The 13,343-nt window shown below is 74.4% G+C and carries 10 protein-coding genes; 5 read left to right on the forward strand and 5 right to left on the reverse strand.

Annotated features, from left to right (window positions below; translation table 11 throughout):
* Window positions 1–42 precede the first annotated feature (42 nt).
* On the forward strand, window positions 43–852 hold the full coding sequence (locus ACIA5A_RS18070) for a glycosyltransferase family 2 protein (protein WP_396763166.1): 810 nt from the start codon (window positions 43–45) through the stop codon (window positions 850–852).
* Here ACIA5A_RS18070 and ACIA5A_RS18075 read toward each other — a convergent pair.
* Window positions 751–3,318: a discoidin domain-containing protein gene (locus ACIA5A_RS18075; RefSeq protein ID WP_396763169.1), complete on the reverse strand. Its 2,568-nt coding sequence runs from the start codon at window positions 3,316–3,318 to the stop codon at window positions 751–753. The two genes, ACIA5A_RS18070 and ACIA5A_RS18075, sit on opposite strands and share 102 nt — an antisense overlap.
* Window positions 3,319–3,448: 130 nt before the next feature.
* On the reverse strand, window positions 3,449–4,336 hold the full coding sequence (locus ACIA5A_RS18080) for a winged helix-turn-helix transcriptional regulator (protein ID WP_396763172.1): 888 nt from the start codon (window positions 4,334–4,336) through the stop codon (window positions 3,449–3,451).
* A gap of 70 nt (window positions 4,337–4,406) precedes the next feature.
* Between ACIA5A_RS18080 and ACIA5A_RS18085 the strand changes: the two genes are divergently transcribed.
* Window positions 4,407–5,669, forward strand: a complete 1,263-nt coding sequence (locus ACIA5A_RS18085) for an MFS transporter (protein WP_396763175.1) — start codon at window positions 4,407–4,409, stop codon at window positions 5,667–5,669.
* 4 nt (window positions 5,670–5,673) lie between these two features.
* On the opposite strand, the gene ACIA5A_RS18090 is transcribed toward ACIA5A_RS18085, so the two are convergent.
* A complete protein-coding gene (locus ACIA5A_RS18090) occupies window positions 5,674–6,747 on the reverse strand; it encodes a DUF4037 domain-containing protein (protein WP_396763178.1) in 1,074 nt (357 codons plus the stop codon).
* A 62-nt stretch (window positions 6,748–6,809) separates the two neighbouring features.
* Here ACIA5A_RS18090 and ACIA5A_RS18095 point away from each other — a divergent pair, with 62 nt between their 5' ends.
* Both ACIA5A_RS18095 and ACIA5A_RS18100 read left to right on the forward strand, forming a co-directional pair.
* Window positions 6,810–7,733 (forward strand): 5'-3' exonuclease H3TH domain-containing protein, encoded by a 924-nt coding sequence (locus ACIA5A_RS18095; protein WP_396763180.1) that lies wholly within the window; start codon window positions 6,810–6,812, stop codon window positions 7,731–7,733.
* Between the two features lie 264 nt (window positions 7,734–7,997).
* Entirely contained in the window at window positions 7,998–8,519 is a 522-nt protein-coding gene (locus ACIA5A_RS18100; RefSeq protein WP_396763183.1) for a GNAT family N-acetyltransferase, read from the forward strand.
* Window positions 8,520–8,592: 73 nt separating this feature from the next.
* Here the strand turns inward: ACIA5A_RS18100 and ACIA5A_RS18105 are convergent, their stop codons facing one another.
* A complete protein-coding gene (locus ACIA5A_RS18105) occupies window positions 8,593–9,528 on the reverse strand; it encodes an MHYT domain-containing protein (RefSeq protein ID WP_396763186.1) in 936 nt (311 codons plus the stop codon).
* A 164-nt stretch (window positions 9,529–9,692) separates the two neighbouring features.
* On the reverse strand, window positions 9,693–12,473 hold the full coding sequence (locus ACIA5A_RS18110) for a DEAD/DEAH box helicase (protein WP_396763189.1): 2,781 nt from the start codon (window positions 12,471–12,473) through the stop codon (window positions 9,693–9,695).
* Between the two features lie 85 nt (window positions 12,474–12,558).
* Here ACIA5A_RS18110 and ACIA5A_RS18115 point away from each other — a divergent pair, with 85 nt between their 5' ends.
* Window positions 12,559–13,323: an HAD family hydrolase gene (locus ACIA5A_RS18115; protein ID WP_396763192.1), complete on the forward strand. Its 765-nt coding sequence runs from the start codon at window positions 12,559–12,561 to the stop codon at window positions 13,321–13,323.
* Window positions 13,324–13,343 lie beyond the last annotated feature (20 nt).

The following is a 13,343-nucleotide window of genomic DNA, read 5'->3' on the forward strand; positions in this document are numbered from 1 at the left end:
CGGCGGGCCGTGCCGGCGGGCGAGCGAATCCCGGGAGGTTCCGTGATCGTGCTGGTGCCGGTGTTCCGGCCGGGTGACAAGCTGCCACCGCTCGTCACCGACCTCGCCGCCGCGCTGCCCGGCGCGTCAGTGCTCGTCGTCGACGACGGCAGCGGCCCGTCCGCCGCCGCGGTGCTGGACGCGGCCCGCGCCCGGGGCGCGACAGTGCTGCGCCGCCGGGTCAACCGGGGCAAGGGCGTGGTGCTGCGCACCGGCTTCCGGTACGCCACGACGCATCGCCCCGGCGACGGCGTGGTCTGTGTGGACGCCGACGGCCAGCACGAGGTGTCCGACGTGGTCCGGGTGGCCGAGCGGATGCGGGACAGCGGCGCCCAGGCGCTGGGCGTGCGCCGCTTCGACGGTGAGGTGCCGGCGCGCAGCCGGTTCGGCAACGCGGCGACCCGGGCGGCGTTCCGGCTGGCCACCGGCCGCGACGTGCGGGACACCCAGACCGGCCTGCGCGCCTACCCGGCCGGGCTGCTGGGCTGGCTCGCCACGATCCCCGGCGACCGGTTCGAGTACGAGATGAACGTGCTGCTGGAGTCGGCCCGGGCCGGGTTGCCGATCGAGCAGGTCGACATCGCCACCCGCTACCACGCCGGCAACTCGGGGTCACACTTCTCGGCGCTTACCGACTCGGTGCGGATCTACCGGCCGCTGGTCGGCTACGCCGCCGCCCGGGTGTTCTCCCCCGGGCGGCGGCGGGCCGGGTCAGGGATAGCTGACCACGTTGACCGGGACGGTGGCGGTGCCCTGCGCGGTGGCGCCGGTGTCGTTGATGACGTGGGTGATCGACCCGTTGCCGCCCAGTGACACGGTCAGCAGGTCGTGGAACCGCACACCGGAGCGGGTCGGCGCCTCGAAGGCGTGGTAGGCGGCGATGGTCGGGTCCACGTTGAAGTAGCAGTAGCTGCCCATCCCCCAGCCCTCGAACGAGGTGACGCTGTCGGCGACCTTGAACGCCGCGTACCCGACCCGTGAGCCGTTGGTCCAGGCGGCCGCGTTCGGCGGGTCGTACGGCAGTTCGTTCTGGAAGAAGATGGTCCTTCCGTTCTCGCCGTTCCAGATCACCTCGTGTTTCTGGTAGTGCTCGACGAAGAGGCCGAGCGCGGTGACGTTGTCGCCGTTGACGATCAGGCCGGTGTCGGCGGTGTTCACGGTCCAGCCGATGCCGGTGCCGTGGTCGCCGCGCCAGGCCCAGATGTGGTCGATCAGCGCGTCGTCCTGATTGACCACCAGGCTGGTGGTGGCCTTGCCGGCGTGCGCGCCGCCGATGCGGAAGAACACGTCCTGGATCGAGGTGGGGTCGGCGGTGTGGCGCGCGGCCGAGCCGGCCGGGCCGACCTGGAGCAGCACCGGCGAGTTCACCGCGCCGGCGTCGAACAGCAGCCCGGCCAGGCGGACGCCGTCGACGTCGGCGACGGTCATCGGCACCACGCCGTTCTGCGGCACCAGCGTCGGGTAGCCGATGCCGAGCACCACCGTGCCGGCCCGGTTGACCGCGATGGTCTGGTCGACGGCGTACACGCCGGGGGTGAACAGCAGGTTCAGGCCCTGGGCCAGGGCGGCGTTGATGGTGGCGGCCGAGTCGCCGGGCTTGGCGACGTAGAACTGGCTCAGCGGGATCGAGGTGCCCGCCGTCGCGCCGGCCAGCCAGGACGCCCCGCTGGCGTTGGTCCGGGTGGACGGCACGAACACCTGGTAGGCGCCGGCGGCGTCGAGGTAGAGGTAGGGCACGTCCCGGCTGACCGGGGTCTGCGCCAGCGTGGTGTACGGCGGGTTGGGGAAGCTGGTGGCGGGCGCGCCGACCACCCCGGAGTTGGTCATGTTCCACACCGCGTTGAGGTATCCGCCCACGTTGCTGTCCCGGGTGTACCACTGCTGCTGCGAGTACGGCTGGACGACGCCTGTCACCCGGCTGTCCGCGATGTAGCCGCCGCTGGCCCAGCCGTAGCCGTTCGGGGCCAGGTTGAGGTCGCCCTGGATGTCCATCCGGCGGAACGGCGCGGCCTGCGACACCGCCCAGCGGGTGAACCCGGCGGACGGGTAGACACGCATGTTCGACGCCGAGCGCCAGAAGTTCTGGGTGGCGTTGCCGTTGAACCAGCCGGCGTCCACCGTGACGTCGCCGTGGATCCGCACGTCGCCGGGGTTCCGGCCGAGCCCCATGATGGAGGTGTAGAAGCCGATCTGCGCGTTGATGCCGGAGTAGTCGCCCGGCTTGAACATCAGCGCGTACCGCTGGGTGCCGAACTGGTTGGACTCCTGGGTGCGGAAGACGGTGTCGAGCTGGCCCTGGATGGTGGCGGCGGACATGGACGGGTCGAAGGTGAGCACGTTGGGCCCGAGCGACCCGCCGCCCGGGATCGTGCCGCCGCCTGCGGTGTTGACCGCGACCTCCCACAGTGAGTAGCCGTAGCCGGTGGCCCGCGCGGTGCCGTACACCCGCAGGTAGCGGCCGGAACCGGTGACCGTCACCGTGTCGGTGCCGCCGTCGCCGGTGGTGGTGCCGTACACGGTGGTCCAGGTGGCGCCGTCGGTCGAGGTCTGGATCTGGTACGCCCGCGCGTACGCGGCCTCCCAGCTCAGCACCACCCGGCACACGGTGCGCACGCTGCCCAGGTCGATCCGAAGCCACTGCGGGTCGGCGGCGGCGCTTGCCCAGCGGGTGCCCGGGTCGCCGTCGACAGCGGCGGAGGCTGGGGTGCCGGCGTTCTCGGTGGACGAGGCGGTGGCCGGCCGGCCCTGCGCCGCGTTGGTCGCGGTGTCGCAGCCGCTGCCGCCGCCGGTCGTGCCGTATACCTGGAACTCCCAGAGCGAGTAGCCGTACGCGGTGGCCCGCGCGGTGCCGTACACCCGCACGTAGCGGCCGGTGCCGCTGACCGTCAGGTCGTCGGTGCCGCCGTCGCCGCTGGTGGTGCTGAACACGGTGGTCCAGGTGGCGCCGTCGGTCGAGGTCTGCACCTGGTACGCCCGGGCGTACGCGCCCTCCCAGGCGAGGCTGACCCGGGAGACGGTGGCGGTGGCGCCGAGGTCGACCTGGATCCACTGGGGATCGGCGAACGCGCTCGACCAGCGGGTGCCGGCGTTGCCGTCGGTGGCGTTCGACGCCGGGGTGCCGGCGTTCTCGGTGGAGGAGGCGGTGGTGGGCCGGCCCTGGGACAGCAGCGGGTCGGCGGCCCGGGCGGGTCCGGGCGGGGCGACCAGCGCGACGGTGGCGAGCAGGGCGGTGAGCGCGGCGAGCAGCGGCCGGGGTCGTCGGGACGGGAGAGGTGACATGGGCATCTCCGGGACGGGTGGAGTGCGGGTGGGGTGTGGAGCGTCTGGACCATCCCCGCACGCAGTGGCGCATGTCAATTCCCGAGAGCCCCTGGGGATCCTTTTTTCGCGCCTTGTGAAAAGTCCGGAACTAAGCGTCCGCGCCGGCGCGGTGACGCACCTCGGCCACCATCTCGTCGACCGAGCCGGCCGGGTCGGTGATCGGGAACTGCACCGCCCGCACCACGCCCGACGGGTCGACCAGCAGGGTGAGCCGCTTGAACCGGACCGCCCCGCCGGCGCGGAAGGTCGGCAGCAGCAGACCGGCGGCGAGCCGGGCGTCCTCGTCGGCGAGCAGCGGGTACGGCAGCCGGGCGTGCGCGGCGAACGCGGCCAACTGGTCGGGTCGCTGGGTGCTGACGCCGCGCACCTCCGCCCCGGCGGCCTGGAACGACGCGTACCGGTCGGCGTACGTGCGGGACTCCAGCGTGCACCCGACCGCGCCCGGGATGTCCGCCCAGTCGGGCGGCAGGCCGGGCGCGCCGGGCGCGAAGGCGCCCGGAAACAGGTAGAGCACGGTCCAGCGGCCGGGCACGGCCGGCGGCTCGGTCACGCCGTCGTGCCGGGTCAGCGCCAGGCGGGGCAGCCGCCGGCCGACCAGCCGGTGCGCGCGGCGCGCCTCGGCCGAGCCGGCGCCCGCGGTCCCGGTCAGCGCGCCGTCGCCCATCACGTGCCGGGTGCCCCAGTCCTGGAGCGCGACGAGCACCGGCAGCAGACCCTCGCCCTTGGCGGTCAGCAGGTAGTCGTGGCGTGGCGGGTGCCGCGAGTAGGGCTCGCGCCGGAGCACACCCTGGGCCACCAGGCCGCCGAGCCGCTCGGTGAGCGCGCGGCGGCTCACCCCCAGCTCGCGCTGCACGGCGTCGAAGCGGGTCGTGCCGCCGGCGATCTCACGGACGATCAGCATCGCCCACCAGTCACCGAGCACGCCCAGCGCCTGCGCGATGCCGCAATCCGCGTCCCCGAGTTCGGCCCGCTTCACGTACCACCCCCACGACGACTATAGTCCGTTCCAGATTGGAACTCACTGGCTCGGATCGGGGGTTGACGGCATGTCCGTCGAACAGCGGGCCGGGGTGTTCTGGCGCTGGTGGGCCGCGGGCACCACCAGCTACCTGGGATCGGCGGTCGGCGCGGTGGCGCTGCCGCTCACCGCGCTGACCGTGCTGGACGCCACGGCGTTCGAGATGGGACTGGTCGCCGCCGCCGGCTACGTCGCCTGGTTGGTGATCGGCCTGCCGGCCGGCGTGGTCGTACAGCGGCTCCCGCTGCGCGGCGCGCAGGTCGGCGCGGACCTGGCTCGGGCCGTGGCGGTGGCGTCGGTGCCGCTCGCCTGGTGGTGGGACCGGCTCACCGTGGCGCACCTCGTCGTCGTGGCGCTCGTGGTCAGCTTCGCCGACGTGCTCTTCGACGTCGCCAACGCCACGTTCCTGCCCACCGTGGTCCCCCGCGCCGACCTGCACGCGCGCAACAGCCTCACCTCCGCCACCCACGCCGCCACCCAGCTCGGCGGCCCGTCCCTGGGCGGCGTGGCGGTACAGGCCCTCGGCGCCGTGCCCGCCCTCCTGGTCGACGCGGTCAGCTACCTCGTCTCGGCGACGCTGCTCCGCTCACTGCCGGCCCGACGCGCCGACGCGCCCGACCGGTGGCCCCCGGTGCGGTCGATGATCGCCGAGGGCTGGCGGTACGTCACCCGACACCCGCTGCTGGGACCGACCATGTGGACCGCCACCGCGGTGAACTTCGTCTGCGGCGCCCAACTCGCCGTCTATCCGCTCTACCTGGTCCGCGAGCTGCACGCGCCGCCCGCGCTGGTCGGCGTCCTGCTCGCGGTCGAGGGCGTCGGGTCGCTCGTCGGCGCGGCGCTGACCCCGTGGATCACCGGCCGATGGGGCACGGCGCGCTCGCTGGTGGTCGCGTGCGGGGTGGCGGTCGGTGGCGCCGCCCTGGTACCGGTCGGCGAGGGCGTTCCCGCCTACCTGGCCTTCGCCGCCGGCAACGTGCTCTTCGCCGGCGGTGTGGTGGTGCTCAGCGTGACCACCCGCACCTACCGGCAGACCGCCAGCCCGCCCGACCTGCTCTCCCGCGTGATGGCCACGGTCCGCTTCGTCTCGTGGGGCGCCATCCCGGTCGGTGGGCTGCTCGCCGGCGCACTCGCCGGTCCCGCCGGCGGACGGGCCACCCTGTTCTGCTTCGCCGCGGCCACCGCGCTGGCCCCGCTGACCCTGCTGCTCTCCCCGATCCGACGTCTGCGCGACCTGACCGACCTCCGCGTCGACGCGCCGCCCGCCCCGGAACCGGTCGCCGCACCCTGAGCGGTCAGTCCGGCAGCACCGCCGCCGCCACCCGGCGGACCCGGTCGGGGTGGGTCAGCACGTCGACGTTGTCCACGTACTGGTCCACCGCGCCGACCGGCGGCCGGTCGCGCAGCACCGGATCGGTGATCGCCGCGCGCAGCGCCGCGACGAACCGTCCGGCGTCGAGCACCAGGAACGGTCGGTGGTGGAACGGCCGCGCCGTCGGGTCCACGGACGCGGCCAGCCCCGAGTCGTTCGTCCAGCCGGCCACCGTCTCCAGCGCCCGCACCAGGCCGGCCTGCCGGGCCGCCCAGTCACCGCCGCCGAGCGCCACGGCCAGCGCGTCCACCACCGGCCCGGCCGCCGGCAGGCCGGCGAAGACCGAACCCAACCACTTCGGGTACGGCGGCCAGCGGCGGTGCAGCAGCAGGCCGAGGCGCATCAGGTCGCCGGCCAGCTCGGCGGTGACCACCCGGCTGCCCACCTCGTCGCCGACCTCGGCGCAGCGACCGGCCAGGTGCTCGGCCTGCGACACCCGCTGCCAGCACGCCGCCAGCACGTGCCGCCACACGTCGTCCGGGTACCACGCCAGCCGGGCCCGCACGTCGGCGAGCGCGCCGTTCAGCCCGTCGTGGAACACCGCGCCACCGGTCAGCTCCGCCAGCCGCTGCGTCGGCGTCGCCAGCCAGTCCGCCGTCGACAGGCCGGCACGCGGGTCGACGCCCAGCCGGTCCCGCAGCCACGACCCCAGCTCGTCGACGCGTACCCCGTGCCGGTCGCCGTCCGCCGCGACCACGCCGAGCCGGACCGCCGGACCGCCGGCGAACCGGGCCGGCCAGCCGAGGAAATCCGCCGGCAGCTCCGCGTCGAGCACGGCCCGCACCGCCGGGGCCCGCGCCGCGTCCGCCACGAAGACCTGGGTACGCGGCCCCCAGTCGTGGTCGGTGGAGCGGGGCGTGTCCAGCCCGAGCAGCTCGGAGCCGCCGTCGAGCAGCCCGGCGGAGTACGGCAGGCCGGGCAGCCGGCGGGCCAGCAGCGGGGCCACCACCTCGTCGTGGAACCGGCGGGCCAGCACCAGGCCGGGTACGAACGTCACCCCGCCAGTGTGCCCACCCGCCGTCCCCCATCTCGTCCCAGGGGTGTGCCAGGCTGGTCGGCGTGGCACACCGACCCCCGATCCTGCTGATCGACTCCCCCAGCCTCTACTTCCGCGCCTACTTCGGCATCCCGGAGTCGGCCGCGAGGACCGACGACGGTCAGCCGGTCAACGCGGTGCGCGGCTTCCTCGACATGCTCGCCCAGTTGGTGCGCACCCGGCGGCCGGACCGGATGATCTGCGCGATGGACCACGACTGGCGGCCGGCGTGGCGGGTGGAGCTGCTGCCGTCGTACAAGGCGCACCGGGTCGCGCCGGAGGGCGGCGAGGTCGTGCCGGACACGCTCTCCCCGCAGGTCCCGATGATCCTGGAGGTCCTCGACGCGCTCGGCATCCCGGTGGTCGGCGCCACCGGCTACGAGGCCGACGACGTGCTCGGCACGCTCTCGGTGACCCAGCCCGGCCCGGTCGAGGTGGTCTCCGGCGACCGCGACCTGTTCCAGCTCGTCGACGACGCCCACCCGACCCGCCTGCTCTACGTCGGCCGGGGCGTCGCCAAGCTGGACGACTGCGACGACGCGGCGGTCCGGGCCCGCTACGGCGTCCCCGCCGACCGCTACGCCGACTTCGCCGCGCTGCGCGGCGACCCGAGCGACGGCCTGCCCGGCGTGCCCGGCGTGGGCGAGAAGACCGCGGCGCGGCTGATCGACCGCTACGGCGGGCTCGACGGCATCCTGGCCGCGCTGGACGACCCCGGCTCCGGCTTCGCGCCCGGGCTGCGCGGCAAGCTCGACGGCGCCCGCGACTACCTGGCCGTGGCGCCGAAGGTGGTCCGGGTCGCCACCGACGTCCCGCTGCCCGAGCTGGACGCGACGCTGCCGACGTCCCCCGCCGACCCGGACCGGTTGCTGGAGCTGGCGCAGCGCTGGAACCTGGCCGGCTCCTGCCGTCGCCTGGTGGACGCCCTGGCCACCCCGCACCCCTGACCTCGTCCGCTCTCCCCCGGCCGGCGGCCACTTTGTGACGCAGATCACTCTCCTTGCTCGTGCTCAGCCCTGGCGCGCTGGGGTGCGCGGCCTCGCAAGTAGGCACTCACCCACCCTGAGGCCCCCGGGGGGCGCCCGGACGAGCACACACGTACTCCCCCCAAGCAGGCGGCCTCGCCGAGGGCAGAGACGTCCTGTCGGCATGATCCACAGTAGATTTCGAGGGGATCGCCGGAGGCTCGGACCGTGGCTACGGTGGCTCGCATGCCAACTCTGATATCGCCCACCACCAGCCTGTATGCCGCCTTCCAGGACTGCCGCGAAGACTGGGGACCCGGTCTGCACGAGGACGGCTTCGGCATCGGCCCCGAGGACGACCTAGACTCGCCCGACGGCTTCGCCGACTGGGTGCGGCGGTGTGTCCGACTCGACCACGGGGCCGGGGCGCCATGCCCCGACGAGCGGCACGCCTCCTGCCGGTGGATCGTCGAGGACGGGCAGGTGCTCGGGGGCATCGCGATGCGGCACTGGCAGGACGACGACCTGGGCCAGATCGGCTACGGCGTACGTCCCTCCGCGCGCCGCCGCGGCCTGGCGAGCTGGGCCCTGGGCGAGATGCTCCGCGAGGCCCGCACCGTGCTGGGCCTGCACCGGGTGCTCATTCCCTGCCTGGAGGACAACGTCGCCTCGGCGCGCACCATCGAGAGCCAGGGCGGTGTGTCCCAGGGAATCCTCGACACCGGGCACGTCCGGGTGCGCCGCTACTGGATCACGCTCAGCCGCTGACCTGCCCACCAGCCGTCGGAGGCCACCGATCCGGGTAGCCGGCAGGCCCAGGATTCATCCGGACCGGGGCGGATCAGCGGCGGGGGTCGGTCTTGCGGCGGGACGGGAACTGGGCGCCGGGCTGGGCCAGCGTCGAGCGGGCGCGCAGGCCGACCGGGTCCGGCGCGGGCTGCTCCGGCACGGAACGGGCGCGCAGGCCCACCGGGTCCGGCGCCGGCTCGGCCTCGGCCGGCGGGGCCGCGCCGTCGAGTCGGGCGGCCACGTAGGCGGCCCCGGCCCGGTCGTCGTCGGAGGGCGCGGCGAGCAGCGCGTAGACCAGGCCGACCACGCCGAACACCACGGCCAGCACGATCGGCACCAGCAGTCCGCTGACCTCGGTGCCGCTGGCCCCGCCGCGGGTCTCGTGCAGGTGCACCGACAGCGCGCTCATGCCGGTGAAGTGCATGCCGTTCACGGCGACGCCCATGACCAGCGCGGAGGCGATGATCGCCAGCCCGCGCCGGACGGTCATCGCCAGCCAGAGCGCCACCGTGGCGGCGACCAGCGCGATGACGACGGAGAGCGCCACCCGCAGCGGGTCGTAGCCGAGCGAACCGTCCAGCCGCATCGCCGCCATGCCGGTGTAGTGCATGGCGGCCACGCCGGCGCCGGTGAAGAAGCCGCCGGCGAGCAGCCGGACCGCGCCGAGCCGGCCGGTGCCCACGATGGCCAGGCCGACGCCGACGGCACCGACCGCGATGACCGTGCTGGCCGCGGTGAGGGGCACGTCGTAGCGGATGCGGGTGCCGCTGACGGCGAAGCCGAGCATGGCCATGAAGTGCATCGCCCAGATGGCGGTGCCGCCCAGCGCCCACGCCGCGAGCAGACCCCACCAGGCCCGCTGGCCGGCGCCGGTGGCGGTCCGGATCCGGCCGGCGCAGACCAGGCCGAGCGCCGAGCCCAGCACGGACAGCGCGTAACTGAGCGCGGGTGTGATCCACCCGTACTCGAAGTGGTTGATCTCGCCCACGGTGACCTTCCCCCGATTCGCTACCAACGCGTAACCGACGCGCACGGGCAATGATCCGGCAGGGTCTGAGCAGGCACGACACCACCCCCCGAGGTTTCGGGGGGTGGTGTCGTGATGACGCAGCGATGCGTCGGTTTCCGGTCCGAGGTGACCGAAAGTGATCGTCAGGCCGAGGCGTGGTAGGCCAGTACGCCCCGGTTCACGGCCGAGATCGCCTGCCGGGCGGTGGACCGCAGCTCGGTCGAGGCGCCGCCGGAGTCGGCGATCTGGCCCAGCAGGTCGACCACCTGCCGCGCCCACCGGACGAAGTCGCCGGCCGGCATCTCGCCGTCGATCTGGTGGCCGCTGGCGAGCACCTTGGCCAGCGCCTCGCCGCGCGCCCAGCGGTAGATCGGCCAGGCGAAGCCGAGATCCGGCTCGCGGGTCACCGTCAGGCCACGCGCCGCCTCGTCCGCCTCGATGTCGCCCCACAGCTTGAGCGTCTCGTCGACCGCGTCACCGACCGCGCCGCGCGGCAGCGACGCGCGCTCGTCGAGGTCGCGCCGCGCCTCGAAGACCACCACCGACACGGCTGCGGCCAGTTCGGCCGGGGAGAGCCCGTCCCACACCCGGCGGCGCAGGCACTCGGCGACCAGCAGGTCGGCCTCGGTCCAGATCCGGGCCAGCATCCGGCCCGCGTCGGTGACCTCGCCGTCCGGCGCGAGGTAGCCGCGCGCGGTCAACAACGCGACGATCCGGTCGAAGGTACGCGCCAGCGAGCCGGTCCGCCCGCTGACCCGTTGGCGCAGTTCCTCGGTGTCGCGTTCCAGCCGGCGGCTCCGCTCCGCCCACCGGGCGTGCTCCTCCCGGTCCGGGCAGGCGTGGCAGGGGTGCGCGCGCAACTCGACCCGGAGCTGGCTGAGCCGGTGGTCCTCCCCCACCGCCTGGCGGGAACGCCCGCCCCGCCGGCCGCCGTGCCGGTCCAGGCCGGTGCCGCTGACCGCGGCGGCCAGGTCACGCCGGGCCGCCGGCGAGCGGTGGTTGAAGTGCTTCGGCACCCGGATGCGGGTGAGCACCTCGGCCGGGGTGGTGAAGTCGCCCGGGCTGACCCGTCCGGCCCACCGGTCCTGGGTGAGCACCAGCGGGCGGGGCTCGCCGAACCCGCCGGTGGCCGGGTCGAGCACCACGGCCAGGCCGGCCCGCCGCCCCGACGGCACCCGGATCACGTCGCCGACCCGCAGCCGCTCCAGCGACTCCACGGCCGCCGCCTTGCGCTGGGTCTGCCCCTGCCGGGCGATGGCCCGCTCCCGGTCGGCGATCGCCACCCGCAGCGCGAAGTACTCGTCGAAGTCGCCCTGGTGGCAGGCGGCCTCCGCGCCGTACGCCTCGATCGTCTCGGTGTTGCGCTGCACCTGCCGGGCCAGGCCGACCACCGACCGGTCGGCCTGGAACTGCGCGAAGGAGGACTCCAGCAGCGCCCGGGCCGGCTCCGCGCCGACGCTGCCGACGAGGTTGACCGCCATGTTGTAGGACGGCCGGAAGCTGGAGCGCAGCGGATAGGTGCGGGTGGAGGCGAGGCCGGCGACATGCCGGGGGTCGGTCTCCGGCGACCAGACCACCACCGCGTGGCCCTCGACGTCGATGCCCCGCCGGCCGGCCCGACCGGTGAGCTGGGTGTATTCGCCCGGGGTCAGGTCGACGTGGGCCTCGCCGTTGAACTTGACCAGCCGCTCCAGGACCACGCAGCGGGCCGGCATGTTGATGCCCAGGGCCAGCGTCTCGGTGGCGAACACCGCCTTGACCAGGCCGCGGACGAACAGCTCCTCGACGACCTCCTTAAACGCCGGCAGCATGCCGGCGTGGTGGGCGGCGAGCCCGCGCTCCAGGCCGTCGAGCCACTCCCAGTAGCCCAGCACGGTCAGGTCCTCGCCGGGGATCGCGGTGATCCTCGACTCGACCACCGACCGGATCTCGGCGCGCTCCTCCGCCGAGGTCAGGCGCAGCCCGGCGGCCAGGCACTGCTGGACGGCGGCCTGGCAGCCGGCCCGGCTGAAGATGAACAGGATCGCCGGGAGCAGCCCCTCCCGGTCGAGCCGGTCGACGATGTCCGGGCGCATCGGGCCGCGCCAGCGGGGGCCGCGCCGCCCGCCGCCGGGGCCGGAGCTGCGCCCCTCGCCCAGTTCCAGCCGGCGCACCGTGTCCCGGGTGTAGCGCAGCAGCTCGGGATGCACGTCGTGCTTGCGGGCCGCGTCGGCGTCGTGGAACAGGTCGAACATCCGCTTGCCGACCAGCATGTGCTGCCAGAGCGGCACCGGCCGGTGCTCGGAGACCACCACGGTGGTCTCACCGCGCACGGTGACCAGCCAGTCGGCGAACTCCTCGGCGTTGGAGACGGTGGCCGACAGCGAGACCAGGGTGACCGACTCCGGCAGGTGGATGATCACCTCTTCCCAGACCCCGCCGCGGAACCGGTCGGCCAGGTAGTGGACCTCGTCCATCACCACGTAGGCCAGGCCCTCCAGGGTGGCCGAGCCGGCGTAGAGCATGTTGCGCAGCACCTCGGTGGTCATCACCACCACCGGCGCGTCGCCGTTGATGGCGTTGTCGCCGGTGAGCAGGCCGACCTGCTCGGCGCCGTAGCGGTCGACCAGGTCGTGGTACTTCTGGTTGGACAGCGCCTTGATCGGAGTGGTGTAGAAGCACTTGCGCCGCACGGCCGGCCCGTCGCCGCCGGGCGCCTCGCGCAGCGCCAGGTGCACCGCGAACTCGCCCACCACGGTCTTGCCGGCGCCGGTCGGCGCGCAGACCAGCACCCCGCTGCCCCGTTCCAGGGCCTCGCACGCCTCGCGCTGGAAGTCGTCGAGGTCGAACCCGAGATCGCGGGAGAATTCGTCCAGGGCCGGGAAGGCGGAGGCCTGCGCGGCCCGGCGGCGCGCCGCGGCGTACCGCTCGGCGGGGCTCGACATGCATCCAAGATTAATCGGTACCGCCGACGACCACCGGTCAAGGCCATCCGGCAGGGCGGTCGGAGCGGTCGGTAGGGTGCACGACGTGCCGGACCGTACCGAACTGCCCCACGCCTCGAGCGGCGCCGACGACGCCGTCCGCCCGAGCCCCTCCCGCCGGCCCGTGGAGGCGGTGCTCTTCGACTTCCACGGCACCCTCGCGCAGGTGGAGGCGCCACTGGCCTGGGTGCTCGCCGCCGCGTCCGCCTGCGGGGTCGAGCTGGACCGGATCCGGGCCACCTCGCTCGCCGACCGCCTGCTCACCGCCGGCCGGGCGGGCGGACCGGTGCCGGCGCGGGTCCCGCCCCGGCTGGCCGAGCTGTGGGCCGACCGCGACCTCTACCCGCACGCCCACCGGGGCGCCTACACCGCGCTGGCCGAGACCGTCGACGCCGGCATCGACGGGTTCGCCGACGCGCTCTACGAGCGGGTGCTCGTCCCCGAGGGCTGGCTGCCCTACCCGGACGCCGCCCCGGTGCTCGGCGCGCTGCGCACCCGCGGGGTCAAGGTGGCGGTGGTCAGCAACATCGGCTTCGACCTGCGCCCGCTCCTCGCCGCCTGGGGACTCGACGGGCTGGTCGACGCGTACGCGCTGTCGTACGAGGTGGGGCGCTGCAAGCCGGACCCGGGCATCTTCCTGCGCGCCTGCGGGATGCTCGGCGTCGACCCGGAGCACACCCTGATGGTGGGCGACACCCCGGCCGACGCCGGCGCGGTGGCGGCCGGCTGCGGCGTGCTGGTGCTGCCGGCCGCCGACCCGGGCCGGCCGAACGGGCTGGGCGCGGTGCTCGACCTGGCCGGCGTCGGCTGACCCGACCCCCGGTTAAGGTC

The organism is Micromonospora sp. NPDC051300 (assembly GCF_044455315.1).
GTDB classification, from domain to species: domain Bacteria; phylum Actinomycetota; class Actinomycetes; order Mycobacteriales; family Micromonosporaceae; genus Micromonospora; species Micromonospora robiginosa.